At 42.6% G+C, this 16,966-nt stretch carries 17 protein-coding genes; 12 read left to right on the top strand and 5 right to left on the bottom strand.

Annotated elements, in window-relative coordinates:
- Positions 1–120 precede the first annotated feature (120 nt).
- Together AC5590_RS02475 and AC5590_RS02480 are read left to right on the top strand one after the other, a co-directional pair.
- Positions 121–1,647, top strand: coding sequence for a beta-barrel domain-containing protein (locus AC5590_RS02475; protein WP_248277393.1), 1,527 nt, complete (start codon positions 121–123; stop codon positions 1,645–1,647).
- Between the two features lie 416 nt (positions 1,648–2,063).
- A complete protein-coding gene (locus tag AC5590_RS02480) occupies positions 2,064–3,032 on the top strand; it encodes an endonuclease/exonuclease/phosphatase family protein (RefSeq protein ID WP_169268120.1) in 969 nt (322 codons plus the stop codon).
- A 279-nt stretch (positions 3,033–3,311) separates the two neighbouring features.
- Here AC5590_RS02480 and AC5590_RS02485 read toward each other — a convergent pair whose 3' ends face one another.
- Positions 3,312–4,790: a site-2 protease family protein gene (locus AC5590_RS02485; protein WP_169268121.1), complete on the bottom strand. Its 1,479-nt coding sequence runs from the start codon at positions 4,788–4,790 to the stop codon at positions 3,312–3,314.
- Positions 4,791–4,984: 194 nt separating this feature from the next.
- Here AC5590_RS02485 and AC5590_RS02490 point away from each other — a divergent pair, with 194 nt between their 5' ends.
- Positions 4,985–5,722, top strand: a complete 738-nt coding sequence (locus AC5590_RS02490; protein WP_169268122.1) for an MBL fold metallo-hydrolase — start codon at positions 4,985–4,987, stop codon at positions 5,720–5,722.
- Between the two features lie 143 nt (positions 5,723–5,865).
- On the opposite strand, the gene ctpA is transcribed toward AC5590_RS02490, so the two are convergent.
- Entirely contained in the window at positions 5,866–7,107 is a 1,242-nt protein-coding gene (ctpA, locus tag AC5590_RS02495) for a carboxyl-terminal processing protease CtpA (RefSeq protein WP_169268123.1), read from the bottom strand.
- A gap of 384 nt (positions 7,108–7,491) precedes the next feature.
- Between ctpA and petB the strand changes: the two genes are divergently transcribed.
- The 5 genes from petB (at position 7,492) to AC5590_RS02520 (ending at position 11,593) form a co-directional block, all read left to right on the top strand.
- A complete protein-coding gene (gene petB / locus AC5590_RS02500; protein WP_169268124.1) occupies positions 7,492–8,139 on the top strand; it encodes a cytochrome b6 in 648 nt (215 codons plus the stop codon).
- Positions 8,140–8,339: 200 nt separating this feature from the next.
- Positions 8,340–8,822, top strand: a complete 483-nt coding sequence (gene petD / locus AC5590_RS02505) for a cytochrome b6-f complex subunit IV (RefSeq protein WP_169268125.1) — start codon at positions 8,340–8,342, stop codon at positions 8,820–8,822.
- Positions 8,823–9,345: 523 nt separating this feature from the next.
- Positions 9,346–9,789, top strand: coding sequence for an ATP-binding protein (locus tag AC5590_RS02510; RefSeq protein WP_169268126.1), 444 nt, complete (start codon positions 9,346–9,348; stop codon positions 9,787–9,789).
- Positions 9,790–9,858: 69 nt separating this feature from the next.
- A complete protein-coding gene (locus AC5590_RS02515; RefSeq protein ID WP_211178709.1) occupies positions 9,859–11,037 on the top strand; it encodes a glycosyltransferase in 1,179 nt (392 codons plus the stop codon).
- A 184-nt stretch (positions 11,038–11,221) separates the two neighbouring features.
- Positions 11,222–11,593, top strand: coding sequence for a hypothetical protein (locus AC5590_RS02520; RefSeq protein ID WP_169268127.1), 372 nt, complete (start codon positions 11,222–11,224; stop codon positions 11,591–11,593).
- Positions 11,594–11,701: 108 nt separating this feature from the next.
- Here the strand turns inward: AC5590_RS02520 and AC5590_RS02525 are convergent, their stop codons facing one another.
- A complete protein-coding gene (locus tag AC5590_RS02525; protein WP_169268128.1) occupies positions 11,702–12,076 on the bottom strand; it encodes a DUF1823 family protein in 375 nt (124 codons plus the stop codon).
- Between the two features lie 80 nt (positions 12,077–12,156).
- On the opposite strand from AC5590_RS02525, the gene AC5590_RS02530 reads away from it, so the two are divergent.
- The 4 genes from AC5590_RS02530 to AC5590_RS02545 all read left to right on the top strand — a co-directional run bounded on the left by AC5590_RS02530 (position 12,157) and on the right by AC5590_RS02545 (position 15,632).
- The gene (locus AC5590_RS02530; protein WP_169268129.1) at positions 12,157–12,489 is read left to right on the top strand and encodes an acylphosphatase; all 333 of its coding nucleotides are present in this window, start codon (positions 12,157–12,159) and stop codon (positions 12,487–12,489) included.
- A 157-nt stretch (positions 12,490–12,646) separates the two neighbouring features.
- Positions 12,647–13,429 (top strand): S1 family peptidase, encoded by a 783-nt coding sequence (locus AC5590_RS02535; RefSeq protein ID WP_169268130.1) that lies wholly within the window; start codon positions 12,647–12,649, stop codon positions 13,427–13,429.
- Between the two features lie 150 nt (positions 13,430–13,579).
- On the top strand, positions 13,580–14,119 hold the full coding sequence (locus AC5590_RS02540) for a COP23 domain-containing protein (protein WP_246162666.1): 540 nt from the start codon (positions 13,580–13,582) through the stop codon (positions 14,117–14,119).
- Between the two features lie 10 nt (positions 14,120–14,129).
- Entirely contained in the window at positions 14,130–15,632 is a 1,503-nt protein-coding gene (locus tag AC5590_RS02545; RefSeq protein WP_169268132.1) for a tetratricopeptide repeat-containing S1 family peptidase, read from the top strand.
- On the opposite strand, the gene AC5590_RS02550 is transcribed toward AC5590_RS02545, so the two are convergent.
- The gene (locus AC5590_RS02550; RefSeq protein WP_169268118.1) at positions 15,623–15,760 is read right to left on the bottom strand and encodes a hypothetical protein; all 138 of its coding nucleotides are present in this window, start codon (positions 15,758–15,760) and stop codon (positions 15,623–15,625) included. The genes AC5590_RS02545 and AC5590_RS02550 overlap by 10 nt on opposite strands.
- Positions 15,747–16,966: serine/threonine-protein kinase (locus AC5590_RS02555; RefSeq protein WP_169268133.1), on the bottom strand; the 1,220-nt coding region annotated here is incomplete at its 5' end. The genes AC5590_RS02550 and AC5590_RS02555, both read right to left, overlap by 14 nt.

Raw genomic sequence — 16,966 nt, forward strand, 5'->3', positions numbered from 1 at the left:
ACAGTGAACAGTGAACAAGGGGTGGACGAGTCCGTTTCCTACCTGATAACTGATAACTGATAACTGGTAACTGATAACTGATAACTGATAAAAACTACGGCTATGAGTGAATTGAAAGCAATGAAACTTGATCACAAGCGTGTTGTCTCTGGAAAAATACTAGAGACTGAGATTAAAGTACCTGTACAAATTGTCCAACAGAACGAATCTACACCATCTGTTGTGCTGAAACAGTCGCCTTTATTCTCACGGGTGATTCTTTGGGGACTGATGGGAATGACAACTTTGGTGGTGATTTGGGCAAATTTTGCCAAAATTGACGAAGCAGTTCCAGCTCAGGGTAAACTTGAACCTCAAGGTACTGTAAAGGAAATACAAACACCTGTGAACGGGGTTGTGAAAGCTGTTTATGTTAAGGATGGGCAAAAGGTACACCGTGGCGATGTACTGTTAAGGCTGGATCCAACAACAGCGCGATCGCAACTGCTTTCTCTACAGAAAAATCGCAACACATTAATGCAGGAAGTTCAATTTTACCGTACCCAACTTGTTGCCAAAAATGCTTTATCAAATCCGCAATTCATTGAGCGAACTAATCTCCCTCCAGAGATAGCTTCTTTGACAAAAAATCGAATAGCGCTGATAGCCGAAAATCGACTGTATCGTGCTCAGTTGAGTGAAAACTCTCAAAATCATCAGTTAGCGCCAGAGGAAGAAGCTCGTCTAGAATTTAGCAAAGCAGAATTAAACTCTCGACTCGCAGATGCTAAATTGGAAACAGAAAAATTAGAAAGACAGCTTACTCAAGCGCAAATTCAGTTCTCCTCTGCTAAACAAGTTAAGGATGTTAGTCAGACCATTCTTAATGGTATCGAGCCACTTGCTAAACAAGGAGGAATTTCTCGCGTACAATACCTCAAGCAAAAACAGGAGGTGAGTCAGCAGCAAGCTGAAATGGAACAGTTAAGGCAGGAGCAAGCGCGTTTACAATATGCGATCGCCCAATCAAAAGAAAAGCTCCTTAATACAATGTCTGGAGCGAAAAAGGATTTACTCACAAAAATTGCTGACAATGAAAAACAAATTGCGACTGTTGATAGAGACTTGAACAAAGCAATCATAGAAAATCAGAAGCAGATTACTGAAATTGACAGTCAGATTAGCCAAGCTCAAGTCACTTTACAATATCAAGAACTACGTGCTCCATCTGATGGAATTGTTTTCGACCTCAAAGCCAAGTCTCCCGGATTTGTTGCTAGTTCTAGTCAAGCAGTGCTCAAAATTGTCCCTGATGAAGCTCTCACGGCTAAAGTTTTTCTCACCAATAAAGACATTGGTTTTGTCAGAAAAGGAATGAAAGTCAACATTAGAATTGACTCTTTCCCCTTTAGTGAGTTTGGCGATATTAAAGGTGAGTTAGTTTGGATTGGTTCTGATGCCTTGCCACCTGAACAAATTCGTCCATATGAGAGTTTCCCTGCTAAAATACGCTTAGATAAACAATTTTTGCGTGTTAACAATCAGGAATTACCTCTGCAATCAGGGATGTCAATCAGTGCAAATATTAAGGTACGTAATCGTACTGTCATGAGCATTTTCAGCGATTTGTTTACCAAGCAAGTTGATAGCCTCAAGTCGGTGAGGTAACAAAGAATTACAATGCATGCAAAAGTACTGCTACTACGAGTCTGGGAATTTCCCTGTTTGGCAAGCTAGTAAGTAAGTCAACCAAATTAAACATAAGATTTACGTAGGGTGCGTTACACTCCGTTAACGCACCCTTTTACCGTCAAATGTATACCCTGCAAGAATTAGAGGTATTGGAAGGATAATATTGCCAAATTGAATTAGAAGCATAAGCACGTAAAAACGGCAATATTATGGTTCCACCGACAGTAAGGATTATAGCCGTCATCGATTATTGAAATAAAATAATGCTCGAGAATCGAAAATTCGGGAATTTAGACTGGCGCTGTTGAAGATAAACTACAGCGATTCTCATTTTTGTTTCGCAATAGGGACGCAGCATATTATTCCCCGTTAATTTATCTTGAGAAGGTTTCATGGGCTTATCTACAATCTTTACTCGATTGATATGGGGATATATTTCGCTCTTTAGTTTGTGGATTCTGGTCCGTCTGGTTTTCTTTGACCGCTTCTGGTGGTTAGCGTTGATTAATACTGTAGCGTTATATATTTTTGTCCCACTATTACTCTTTTTACCCCTTGCGTTTTTCTATCGTCGATGGAGATGTTTATTAGGACTTTGTTTTCCCCTTGGTGTTTTTTTGGCGTTTTACGGCCCGCTTTTTTTTCCATCGTTACCAGTTGCGCTAGCGCAGGACTCGCGCCAAATTACGGTAATGTCGTTTAACATGCTTTTTGCCAATACCGATTTTGATGAAATCGCGAGAATGGTCAACGCGAATTCTCCCGATATCATCGGTTTACAGGAAGTACCGGAGAATGGTGATAAATCTCTTTTAGAAAAATTTGCTTCTACTTATCCTTATCATGCGTTTCTTCCTATTGAGAACACTCACAATGTCGGAATTTTGAGCCGTTTTCCGATTCAGGAAGTTACAGCTTTGCCAAAACCTCTGGAACGCGCATTTCAAGCGACAGTGCTTGTGGATGGTAAGCGACATTTACAGGTAATTGTCTCTCATCTAATACCCAACTATCCTATGAGCGATGCTGTGAGATTAGCTCAAGGTTGGTATGATATTCGCGCAGCACAAGCTTCTTATATTGCCAATGTTGTTAAGCAGCGCAAAGTACCAAATATTATGATATGCGACTGTAATTTTACTGAGTCATCTGAAACTTATATGCTGACGCGCAAAGCAATGCACGATAGCTTTTATGATGTGGGATGGGGTTTTGGACACACGATGACAGGTCCGTTTTTCCCTGTAGGACGCATTGATTATATTTGGTATACAAAAGAATTACAGCCTATTGAGGCTTATGTCCCTTCTGGAGGTGGTTCTGACCATCTTGCGGTAATCGCAAAATTGGCGATTAGGTAATGGGGAGAGGGGAGGTTTCAAGGGTAAGTATTTAACGCATTTCCGCTGCGTCTCATCGAGACTATGTTGAGTCAGAATTTAGCCTTGCCTTTCCCAAGGTATCTGCACAAGTGCTCAATCAATTTTTGCAACAGCGCCAAACTCAAAACGAAAATGCTGTGATTCGTGCTGTTCGAGAGTGGATTCAAACTAACTAGTAGTCCACGACACCAACTTTGCTTATTCTTCTTTCTCTTCCTTTGCGTTCTTGGCGCCTTGGCGGTTCGTTCTTAACCAATGTTAAATATGTAGCAAGTTAGCAAGTACTTGCGGCAGCGGCAACACAATTACGATTAACAAAGCCATTGCTAGCAATCCCGCTATATCACGCTTATTATCAAGTTCTGTTACATCATTTAAAGCAGGTTCATCAATTAATGGTAAGAACAATAAAATAAGTGCCCACGGAAAAAATTCTGGCTGTATCAAAGAAAGTAGCAGCAGTAACAAGCGAGAAATTTGACCAATAACAACTGCTGTTCTTTGTCCAAACATCGCATGGACTATGTGACCTCCATCTAGTTGTCCTACTGGCATTAAATTCAGTGCTGTTACAATTAGTCCTAAAAAACCAGCGACTGCCACTGGATGCATATGAATAGCTGAGTTTGATGTTAGCTGACTTCCCAGAGCTAGCTTTGAAAGTAGCGCCAGTAAAATTGAATATTGGGGATTGAGCGCATTCGTATTGAGCAATCCTGTTTTTTCTGGCTGGGCAACTATGTCGGAATGAGCCAAACCCCATACCAGAAGTGGTAAGGTCATGATAAACCCAGCAAGAGGTCCTGCGATACTGACGTCGAATAAAGCTTTGCGGTTGGGAATTGGACTACGCATTTGAATAAATGCACCGAAAGTTCCCAAAAACAAAGGCATTGGGATAAAGTAAGGCAGGGTTGAACGAATTTTGTAGAATCGTGCCGTTAAGTAGTGACAAAGTTCGTGCGTACCCAGAATTGTTATCAAGGCTAAGGCATAAGGCAATCCCTTGAGAAGTTCGGCTGGATTGGATGTAAGCATTGTAGGATTGACACCAGCAAATCGCACACCCACCAAGGTAGTCGTTACCAATGTCAGTGCTAGGAGTATGAGCGCTAATCCTGGTCGTGTTATCTTTTGTTGAGCGCGACTATTAGGTTTTGCCAATTGAGGATTAGGAACAAGCACGAAGAAAGGTTTACTACTGAAACCTTCTTGAAAGATGATGAGAAAGCGATCGCCAAATTCTTTCTCAACATTTGCCTTAATCCGCTCGTAGGCGTTGCCTGGTGTCGTCCTCAATTGACCTCGACAAATGATTGCCTGGGGTCGATACTCAATGTTTTGAATGTAGTATACAGACCAGGGAAAACAATTTCTTAGCTGGGTTTCTTCCGTTGGGTCAATGGGACGCACTGGTGCTGGTTCTGCGATATTATGTATATCCGGTTGTGATTGTGGTACTTTTTGTGGTTCAGTATGAGTCCCCTTTAGCGAGTGACGCCCCCACTGAAACAATACCCAGTATAACAGAGGACAGACAATTAAAGGCCAAATCATCAACGCTTTTGGCGGAGGTTGTTTTGCCCCGTATGCTATTGTCCAAGTTGTCCATAGCAGTGCTGGTATCATGAGTACTAGCCACAACAGCCACACAGGCGTTTTGGTGATTTGAGCAACACTGCGGTGCAGCATCCAATAAGTGATTAGTCCCAGTAGAAGAAGAAACCAAAAATTCATGTGACTTTCAGTTGTTTTAAGATGTTAAATCTTGCTTGTCGTCAAGCGCTTTGCAGCCCCAACCACAAGCATATGCCCCCAAAATTCAATTTTTCTGACAACAGTCAACAGTCCTGGTAAATTTTGCGTTTCTACTTCAATTGTCCAACACTGTCACCTGATTTTCGACAACTCCTCATCTAACAGTTTTTCTCATGTGTTCCTTGCCTCAAGAGTCCAATAATTATACGGCAAAGCTACCACGAGCGGTCTTCTCTAACGAAGTCCTGATTTGTGAAAACCCCCGCTCGGATTTGGTCCTAAGTACAATTTTTGCATTTCCACCAAACAGAGACACATTAGGGGGGACTGCTTATTTTATTGTAAGAAACGAAGGCAATATTCTCATAGATTGTCCAGCTTGGGATCAAATTCATCAAGATTTTTTGCAATCGCATGGAGGAGTCCGCCACCTATTTCTGACTCATCGAGACGCTATTGGCAAAACAGCAGAAATTCAGAAAACTTTCAGTTGTGAAGTTTTGATTCAGGAGCAAGAAGCTTACTTATTACCCGGAGTAGATGTAACTACCTTTAATATAGATTTTACCTTGAATTCAACAGCGCAATTAATTTGGACACCTGGTCATTCTCCTGGCTCATCAAGTCTATACTACCAAGAGCGAGGAGGCGTACTATTTACCGGACGTCATATTCTCCCCAACCAGCAAGGTGAACCTGTACCCCTACGAAGGGCTAAAACTTTTCACTGGTTCCGACAAATCAAAAGTGTCAAGTTACTATTAGAGCGGTTCACGCCAGAAACACTACAATACATTTGCCCTGGCGCTAACACAGGCTTTCTCCGGGGAAAGCGCGTTATCGATAATGCTTATACGCGTTTGGCTTGTGTTGATTTAACTGTGTTAAGACAAGCAAAAGCGATGTTTTGAGAAAGTACATTCGCAGCAAGTCATCAGAAAGTGAGCAAAAGTGAGTAAGTGTTAGGGTTGTAGCTGCTGTTGATGTTCCCCTGCTTTCTCACTCCCTCACTCCCAGCCTACGGCTCGCTGCGCTAACACTCCCTATCCTCTTCTCATGCTGCGCCTGCTACTACAGAGTTTTTCGCCAAAAGTTCTATAGCTGCTTGATATTGAACATCTGCTTTTGTGCCAATCTGTTCGCGAGTGATTGGTTCAGAGGAAATCAATTTGTCTGGCTTTATACCCAGTTTATTGATATCGCGGTGGTTGGGGGTTTCATACTTAGCAATAGTCACAGCTAAGCCAGAACCATCGGATAATTCAAATAAGGACTGGATTAAACCCTTGCCAAAGGTGGTTTCTCCTACTAAAGTCCCACGACCATTATCTTGCAACGCACCAGCAAGAATCTCGCTAGCACTGGCGCTTCCTTGATTGACCAAAACCACTAGTGGATCACGAGTCATGGCTGGGCCAAATGCTTCAAAGCTCCCCTGAGTGCCTTGACGATTCACTGTGTAAACAATGGTACCAGATTCTAACCACAAGCGGGCAATCTCAACTCCAGCTTGTAATAGTCCGCCTGGGTTATTTCGCAAATCGAGAATGTAGGCATCAGCGCCTTTTTTTTCTAAACTGGAAATAGCATGTGCTAACTCCATAGGAGCATTGGCGTTAAACTGTGTGAGGCGAAGATAGCCGATAGACTTTCCTTGAGGGAAAGAGCGTAGTTCTGCTACGACTGGGTTGAGTGCAATGCGATCGCGCACCAGTTGAACTTGCCATTCTTCCTTGTCTCGTTGCATGAACAAAGTAACAGAACTACCAATCGCCCCCCGCATTTTGGCTGCAGCTTCGTCAAGGGTAAGTTTTTGTGTGGAGATACCCTCAATTTTTAAGATGCGATCGCGCGGTCTAATTCCAGCTTTTTCTGCTGGTGAACCTGCTATGGGGGCCAAAACCTCTAATAAACCCGTCTCGGCATTGAGAGCGATTTGCAATCCAACTCCTGTGAGTTCCCCAGAAGTATTGACCTGTAGACTGCGGTACTGTTCTGGATTTAAAAAACGGGTAAAAGGGTCGTCAAGACTCTGGAGCATGTTTTGAATTGCTGAATAAGCAGATTGGTCATCTTTGAGCGGCTTTGCCAGAGCCTTTTGCCGTACCGACGCCCAGTTTTGATGATTAAATGTTTCATCCAAATATGTCCGATTAACAATTCTCCACACTTGTGCTACTAGCTTTTGTTCGTCGCTCAAAGCCAAGGCAGGTTGACAAAAACCGCAAAAACCTACCCAAAACGCCAATAACAGGGATAATCCCGCCCGAAAAACTTTCTTCTGCATGAATCCCATTTTTACTTCCACTTTCAACCCAAATTGCCAGAGTTTGCCTAAGCGTCTTTACTTTTTGATGAAATCTGTCTCTCGACTATGTTACTTTTTTTATAGAAGTGGTGCATTGCTCTCATCTAATTGTTCAGTCAAGATCAAATTAAAGAGCGCACATTCTACTTCCAAAAAGATAAAATCGAGATTGTGTCCACCACCACTGTGTGTTTGACGCCAAAGAGAACGCAATACATACCCTCTTTTCAGAGTGTAAAGTTTTTTTTAAACTTTTAACATTCTGACTGCTCAAGAATAAATGAGCAAATGCCTGTTTAACTAAAATCCCAAAGCTGAAACAATTTGGGAAGTTTATCAACCGCGAATCGATTTTTAGGAACCTGAGCTTGTATGGCTAATGTTTACGACTGGTTTGAGGAGCGCTTAGAGATTCAAGCGCTTGCTGAGGACGTCACCAGCAAGTATGTCCCTCCTCACGTCAATATCTTCTACTGCTTGGGTGGAATCACTCTGACGTGCTTTCTTATCCAGTTCGCGACTGGATTTGCCATGACATTCTACTACAGACCAACTGTTGCTGAAGCGTATACCTCAGTACAGCACATCATGAATGATGTGAACTTTGGCTGGCTCATTCGTTCCATCCACCGCTGGTCTGCCAGTATGATGGTGCTGATGATGATTTTGCACGTCTTCCGGATCTACCTGACAGGTGGCTTTAAAAAGCCCCGCGAATTGACTTGGGTGAGTGGTGTCATTCTAGCTGTGATCACAGTTTCTTTTGGTGTGACTGGCTATTCATTGCCTTGGGACCAAGTTGGCTACTGGGCGGTGAAAATTGTAAGTGGTGTACCAGAAGCAATTCCCGTCGTCGGTACCCTGATGGCTGACTTACTACGTGGGGGCTCCAGCGTAGGTCAAGCGACACTGACTCGTTACTACAGCGCACACACCTTTGTGCTGCCTTGGCTAATTGCCGTCTTCATGCTGTTCCACTTCTTGATGATTCGTAAACAAGGGATTTCCGGCCCATTGTAATCGCAAGTTGTGAACGGTTGGGCATAAACTGTTAGTTTCAAGATCGAGTCTTTCTGTTCTAAACTTATGGAAAGTTAAACACTAAACATAACAAATCAAAGAGCACCCCACTCGCATCTTAAGCTAAAAGTTAATGCCCACACTTGTGATGGTTTTGACAAAAGCTTGAAATTAATTTCAGCAGGAGAGCACATTAAAAAATGGCGACACAGAAAAAACCTGACCTGAGCGATCCAAACTTAATAGCCAAACTAGCAAAAGGCATGGGTCACAATTACTACGGCGAACCAGCTTGGCCTAATGACCTGCTGTACGTCTTCCCAATTGTGATTATGGGATCTTTTGCTTGTATCGTGGCTTTATCTGTATTAGATCCAGTCATGAGTGGAGAACCAGCGAATCCCTTCGCTACACCGCTGGAAATTCTACCAGAATGGTATCTCTATCCCGTATTTCAGATTTTGCGTTCAGTTCCTAACAAGCTGTTAGGGGTGGTACTCATGGGTTCCGTACCCTTAGGACTGATCCTCGTTCCCTTTATTGAGAACGTGAATAAGTTCCAAAACCCCTTCCGCCGTCCAGTAGCAACTACGGTATTCTTATTCGGTACCTTGGTGACCTTATGGTTGGGAATTGGTGCAACTTTCCCAATTGATAAGTCCTTTACTTTTGGACTGTTCTAAATTAGTTACCTAAAGAAATACGGGCATTGCATTAGCTACCAAGTTTGAGGTTCTACATAGAACCTCAAACTTTCTTTAACTGAGCCTGCACTGGCTAGATAAACCAGTGGCTCGGCTTCAGCTTTGTGCTAAAATAGATTGCATCATTCAAAAGGTGGAAACCTACTTTGTTGATTGCAGCATAGGAACCCAACACTCGAATTAACAAGCAAATAACACTCAGCCTACTTGGGCACCATGTGGTGTGCTGGGAACCAAAGCAGTTGGGATATATGAAGCGAAATCTTCTTAAAATCCCCGGTCATGACAACGAAGAAACGTCCACACAAAGTTCTTTGAAAGCTCTTTGTTTCTGGAAAAGTACAAGATGTGCTTTTCTTGAGAAATAAACAGGCGTTAACTTTCATTAACCAGGTTGCATTTCGGATTTAAATTTTGTATGGACACTATATTGCAGAAAATAAAATCTGTAATATACAAAAGGTACAAACATTTTTCACTCACTTATCATAAGTCAAGGTCAATGCTAAGCATCGTGCAGCAAGACCATCTGACGGTGAAGAGCGAACTGAAGCTTCTAAATCAGGTGCAACAATGGTTTGAACGATTTTGTCTACAACACTTGTTTCAACTTGGTTGGTCAGAAAGTCAACTCTATCGCCTCAACCTAGCGTTAGCAGAAGGCTTTACCAACGCCGTACGTCACGCTCATCATGCTTTACCTCCGGAAACAGCCATAGAAATTGATGTTTCTTTATGGATGGATCGCTTAGAGATGAGAATCTGGGATTATGGAAAACCTTTCAATCCTGATGCGCTTGAAGAACCAGAGCCAGGTACACTTCAAGTAGGAGGATATGGATGGTTTCTTCTGCGGCGTTTGGCTGACCACGTTGTCTATGAACGTGGTGTAGATGGGAGAAATTGCTTGCTCATCGTCAAGTATGGTTTACAGGGGCAGCCGTAAGAGTTTTCAATAAAATTGACTACAAAATAGTAGTTTGAGAATGCTAATCTCGAAGCAAAGTAGTCAATTATGGATAAAATTCTCACAGAAAAACCTATAGATTTCAGTCAAAATTCCCACACTAAAGTAAATCACGTCTTCGTGTTCCTAGAAGTTTTTGAGGGAGAAGGCGGAATTCAATCATATGTAAAGGATATTTTTCGAGCCTACCTAGCACTTGACGAACCTTTCTATGCAGAGGTATTTTTACTCAGAGACAGTCATAACTGCTCAAATCCTTTTGAGTCAGACCGTTTAAAATTTCATTACTTCAAATCACAGTCTCCTCAACTGGGACGAGTCAGAATCACTCTAGCATTACTTTCCCATCTGTTGCGTCAGCGACCAAGTCACGTTTTCTGCGGTCATGTAAACCTTGCCCCCTTAGTTGCTTTGTTGTGTCAACCTTTGGGAATACCTTACACGGTTATGACTCATGGTAAAGAAGTTTGGCAGGCGTTACCAACCCCCATGAAGTCTAGTTTGCAAAAAGCAGCACAAATTTGGACAGTCAGTCGTTACACTCGTCAAATCGCCTGTGCTGTCAATAAGCTTGACTCTAACAAAGTCAAACTATTACCTTGTGCTGTGAATGGTAATAACTTTACCCCAGGAACAAAATCGACTGTGTTGTTAGAACGCTATAATTTAACAACAGCAAAAGTACTGATGACCGTGGCGCGACTGTGGTCTGGTGATATTTATAAAGGTGTAGATGTCACAATTCAAGCGTTACCGCAAATAGCTGAGGTTTTCCCTGAGGTAAAATATTTAGTTATTGGTCGTGGCGATGATCGACCTCGATTAGCCAAACTTGCTCAAGATTTAGGCGTTGGCAATCGCGTTGTCTTTGCTGGGTTCGTTCCCACAGAAGAATTAGTAGAACACTACCGTCTTGCTGATGCTTACGTAATGCCTTCTGCTGAAGGTTTTGGCATTGTCTACCTAGAAGCGATGGCTTGTGGTATCCCCGTGTTGTCTGGTGATGCAGATGGATCAGCCGAGCCGTTGCAGGATGGTAAACTGGGGTGGCGCGTTCCACACCGCGATCCAAATGCAGTGGCGCAAGCTTGTATAGAAATACTCAAAGGAGATGATCAACGTTGTGATGGGCGATGGTTGCGAGAACAGGCGATCGCTCTATTTGGTATCGATACTTTTGCGCTGCGCTTGCAAGAGCAGCTTAAGTCTTGCGTTAAGAGTTCATAGTCACCCATTGCATCTTTGTTGAGTTTTGTGACTCATTTATATTAAGAATTAATGAGTTACTATTGACTTTTTCGCTTTAATGGAGTTAAAGGCCGACGTTGTACTTGTCAGTGTATGCACAGCATGACTAGGACTGTGTTAATAAAATCGCTATCCTAGAGGGAGAGCAAGAGACATTTAAAAAATGAGCCTTAAAACGTTTCAGCTTAATCTATCTAATTTACGCCCTTGGCTCACCTTGCTAGCAATTACATGGTTGCTGGCGTCATTAGGCTTGGGCTGGTTGGTTAACTCCTTGGTGATTATTATTGGGCTATTGTTGTTGGCACCCATTCTCATTTTTTTTGGGTTTCGCTTCTGGCTGCAATACAACTTGGTAACCGATCAATGTCCCGTTTGTAGATACCAATTTACGGGTTTAAAGCAGTCTCAGTTGCAGTGTCCTAATTGTGGGGAACAGTTGATGGTGCAACAGGGACATTTTCAGCGCTTAACTCCAGAAGGCACAATTGATGTGACAGCAATTGAAGTACCGAGTAAATCACTTGATGATTAGCAGTTTTCAATTGGGTAAAACACAGATCCTTCCTGTGACGGCACAGAGCATTGCTCTGTGCCTTTTGCACGTGTTAGAATCCTTGCCTTCGCTACGCGAACAGCCCAATCACAGGTGAATGCCGTTGAGTTGCATATAACTTAACAACCAATTTGCCGCTGTTGCCCTCCGTGTTTGCCGAGGTCCAAATTCACCAATTTTATAACCTTTGAAACCTAGTTTTTCTTTCAATGACTGTTTGTTCTCTTGAGGAATAGAACGAGTCAGCTTGACAGTTGCAGGGCGACTATCGATAAAATCTGGTGGTTGTGGGTACTCATCCCGCCATTCTGGTGCGACTTGGTGAGTGTCCCACCCTCCTGTTGACGAGTCATAGCGATACCCCAAGCAATGCCATACCAATTGGTTGACTGTCGCATCATCAATCTCCTCATTCAAGATTGCCCAAATAGTTTCTGTTGTTAATGGTGGCAAGTTAGACATACACAAGTTAGTTGGAATTTAAAATTCTTTGGTGGATCATAAACAAGGTAAACTGAAAATAGTAAAGACTTGACCAGTTAATGCAGAATACCACACCGCACCCAAAGCAAGTCCGCGCTCATGTATTCATTTCTGGAAGAGTTCAAGGAGTAGGGTATCGCTACTCCACCGTGGATACAGCTATCCAACTTGGATTGACAGGTTGGGTACGAAATCTTCCAGATGGTCGCGTGGAAGCAGTGTTTGAAGGTAGTCAAACGGTTGTAGGACAAATGATTCGTTGGTGTTACCAAGGACCACCCGCTGCGATGGTTCAAAAAGTTTTGATAGCATACGAGGAACCAGAAAATTTACGGGGATTTGAAGTTAGGCGTTTTGAAAAGTCTGAACTGGGTCAAGAAGAAGGAGTATAAGGGCTTCGCCGTGAGCGCTTAGCCGAACGGTATAATTGCAGATCAAGGATGTAACTTATTGTTGTAGATGTCTATTTATACCTCAAGAAAACAGAAGTTCAGCCCAACAGTTCAGTCAAACTCTCAAGCTAGTGCAGGCGCTAGTAATACTCCTTAGATGAATTGGCGTAAATCAATACAGAGTGTTTGTGTTGGCGGTTTATTAATTGCGCTTTTGATATGGGCAGCAAATATCAGTTTTTCTTCCTCACAGAGTAAAGTTAGTAGCAAGGATACGACAGTAAAACAACTGCCTACAGAACTTTCAGGAGAAGAAATTCAGAAGCAGGCGCGGGTAATCACAGTCAAAGTCATATCAAAGAACTTCTTAGGCTCCGGTATTATACTAAAAAAACAAAAATCAGTTTATACAGTTGTCACAAATGCTCATGTGCTGCGAGCAGACAAGCCCCCTTATCGTATTCAAACTTTTGATGGTCGCATTTGGCAAGCCAAGACATTGAGTGCAATATCTCTACAAGGCAATGATTTAGCAATATTGCAGTTTCGCCCCACTAAAGCTGTTTATGCTGTCGCGTCTGTTGGTTCTTTTCCCAAAGAGGGGGATGAGGTGTTTGCAGCGGGGTTTCCGTTTGAAGAAGAGAAACAAGAGGCAAAAAACTTTACCTTCACCACTGGAAAGGTGTCGTTGGTATTACCCAAAGCTTTGGAGGGAGGTTACCAGATTGGTTACACCAATGATATCCAAAAAGGTATGAGTGGCGGACCATTGCTCAATCGTCGGGGTGAGGTTGTGGGTGTGAACGGGATGCACGCCTATCCGTTGTGGGATGCACCTTCAGTGTTTTTTGATGGTAAAGAAGCTGATGAAAAGTTGCACAAGATGATTGTGCGCTTGAGTTGGGCTGTGCCAATTAAGACAGTAGTACAAGTTCGCTGACTTATCTTAATCATTTTTTACTTTAAAAATATCAGTAAAACTGATATATCTAGGCATGAACCGAAATGTTGCCATTTGGGTTTGTTGTTTAATTTGTTCTTCCAAACCAAAGCTTTACCTTTTTAGTCAACTGCACTTATGAAATTGGGAATGTCTAGTCAAGTTTTGACGTGGAGTGTGAGAGTTTTCAGTCTAGCTACGCTGACTACTATTGCCACAACTATAACTCTAAATCAACCCAGCTACGCAGAAAGTCCAACCTTCTCCTGCGGTAAAAGCAACGGTGTACCCACAACATTTGTCCGTACACAAGACGGAAAAGACCTGCCGGTGATTCGCTGGTTTTCCAAGTATTTTAGCGGTACAGGATTGACACCTGAGCAACGCTGTCTGGAAGTCTCTCGCAGATTTCAGAGGAGCTATGACAACGGTACGCTCAGATATATTAAGCCAGGTACGCTCAAGGGACAACCTGTTGTGTGCGCTGTTGCTGAAAAAAGCGCTGCTTGTACAGATACGACTTTGTTATTTACTCTCAAACGTGACAGCGATGCCGACGCTACTGCACGTCAGTTATTTGATCGCCGTGCCTTGGCGGCTGGAAAGACAGTGAATCAAAATGGCGGCGACAGAAGCAACGATCCCGTCAATATTGATGTCGAAGCATATCTATACTTTACTAAAAATTGAATATTGAATAATGAACTTTTATTATCGGCTCGCGCCAGCAGTAATTGGGGTATCAATCGCCGTTGTGCAGACGCAAGTGGCTGTGGCACTATCTCCAGCTGAGGTGAATAAAACTGCCAAGGAAATCACAGTACTGATCCAAAGTAAAAAGCCCAGGTACGGTTCCGGGGTGATTATCAAGAAAGAGGGCAATACTTACACTGTTCTGACATCATATCATGTGGTAGAAGTGGCAGATAAATATGAAATTGTTACTCCTGATGGTCAGCGCCATTCACTAAACTACAGCAGTGTGAAACCATTACAAACAGAAGTAGACTTAGCTGTGGTGCAGTTTACTAGCAGTCAAAATTACACTGTTGCCAAGATAGGTAACTCTGACAGCAGTACAGAAGGCACAACAGCTTATATAGCTGGGTTTCCTGCACCAACATTCGCGATTAATCAGTCAACTTACACTTTCAGTGATGGGCGGATTACTGCTAATGCCTCAAAACCGTTGCGTGATGGCTATGCCTTGGTCTACAGCAATAATACGTCAGACGGCATGAGTGGTGGTGCAGTCTTGAATGAAAAAGGTGAATTGGTAGGAGTTCACGGTCGGGCAGACAAAGATGAGAAAAAAAGTAAAACAGGCTTTAACTTGGGCATTCCCATCAACACCTTTTTGAGACTGTCAGCAAAAGTTGGGGTAGATGTGGGAGTTTCTGCACCTAATACTCAAGTAGCGACAAAACCTATAGCTGCCGACTTTTATATTCAGGGTCTGAATAAGTATAGCAAAGGAGATTTGAAAGCAGCCATTAATGATTATACAGAAGCGATTCGCCTAAATCCCAACTATGCTTATGCCTACGGTGACCGGGGTCTTGCCCGCTTTGACTCAGGAGACAAGCAGGGGGCAATTGACGATTTGAACCAAGCCTTGCGGATTGATCGCAACTTGGCCCCAGCCTATAACGCCCGGGGTTTTGTCCGCTACAAGTTGGGAGACAAGCAGGGGTCAATTAGCGATTTCAACTCTGCTCTACGGATTAATCCCAACTTTGCCCTAGCCTATGTCAACCGGGGTAATGCTCGCGATGACTTAGGAGACCCGCAGGGGGCAATCGCCGACTACAATATTGCGCTACGGATTAATCCCAACTTTGCAGTTACCTACTACGAGCGAGGTGTTACCCGCTACAGATTAGGAGACAAGCAGGGGGCAATTGCTGATTATACGGAAGCCATTCACTTCAATTCCAACTATGTCAGTGCCTACAACAATCGGGGTCACATCCGCTACAACTTAGGAGATAAGCAGGGGGCAATTGCTGATTACAACTCTGCCCTGCGGATTAATCCCAACTATGCCCACGCCTACTACAACCGGGGTATTGCCCGTTCCGACTTGGGAGACAAGCAGGGGGCGATCGCTGATTTGCAAAAAGCAGTTGACCTGTATCGACAACAAGGAAATACAGCTTATTACCAAAAAGCGCTGGAGTTGATTAAGAAGCTTCAGCAGTAGGCAGGTGGGGAGATGGGTAGATGATTCTTGCTGTCTGTGTCGTAGATAGCATCTTCTTCGCTGTAGCCTTTCAATAATTGCTCAACAGCAAGACGATGCCATGCTTTGTCATCTTCATTGAATTTCAAACGATTTCATCATTGTCTCTGCCGTTTCGATAAACTCATCATAATTATTTTTTTCTGCTGTGTAAGTAATGACATATGCCTTATCACCTTTTAAAGTAAAAACTTGCAAATTTTGTAAAGTTTTTTCTCCATGTTTTACAGTAAACAATAATACTTTTCCTCGTCTCTTGGCAAGAAAAGAGTCACTTGACTTGATTTGATTTACTTTTAATAGATTGTTATTTTCCTTCATTAACTCATTGCTAAATTCCTCTAATGTTCCTGAAAAATCTTCAACGCTTATAATCACCTTTTCTTGAAAATTATCTGTATCACTTTGTTTGGGAGATACAAATGTAGCCACTTCTCCTGCAATAGGATTGGTGAAATCAGGGATTTTCCAGCTTTGAGGATATTTTATTTTTATCCCAAAGTTAGGATCTTCATATGGTAGAAAACTTTCTGGAGTAGGAGGTTTAAAAATATAAATTGTAGCAACGCTTGTAGCAAGTACTGCTGCAATTCCCGATGCAATGAAAAGTTTTTTGGGTACTCCTGGTGGCTGGGTTGGTGGTTTTGTTGTAAAAACTTTCTTGTCAGGCTGCTTCTGCGTTTGATTACTAACTGAAGTATCAGGTAATAGTGTTTTTAAAGCTTGCAAAACTTCATCTGCTGACTGGTAACGCTGACGATAGTCATAACGGATCATTTTGTCTATAATATTAGCTAGCTTAGGACTAACTTGTGCTTGATTTTGCCAAATAATTTCTCCTGTTTTGGAGTCTGTTGGGAATCCTCGGCGTCTTGGATCGGGATTCATCCCTGTCAAAGCTTGAATACAAATAACTCCAACTGCATAGATGTCACTGCTTAATGTTGGTTGACCATTGGCTTGTTCGCTTGGCACATAACCAGGAGTACCAATAGCAACAGTAAACTGAGTTTGTCCTTGAGCATTAGCTATTTGAGTGGTGACTTGCTTGACTGCACCAAAGTCAATCAGCACAATCTTGCCATCTGACTCACGTCGCATAATATTCGAGGGTTTTAAATCTCGATGAATGACCCGTTTTTGATGAACAAAGGCTAAGACTTCTAAAATCTCTCTTAAAAGCTTAATCACCTCAGCTTCACTGAGTTGTCTTTTGGAAAAAACTTCTTGGTTGAGATCTTGACCTTTAATGTATTCCTGAACGATATAAAATTCTTGATTTTGTTCACAATGTG

Source organism: Brasilonema octagenarum UFV-OR1, from assembly GCF_963888615.1.
Classification (GTDB): domain Bacteria; phylum Cyanobacteriota; class Cyanobacteriia; order Cyanobacteriales; family Nostocaceae; genus Brasilonema; species Brasilonema sennae.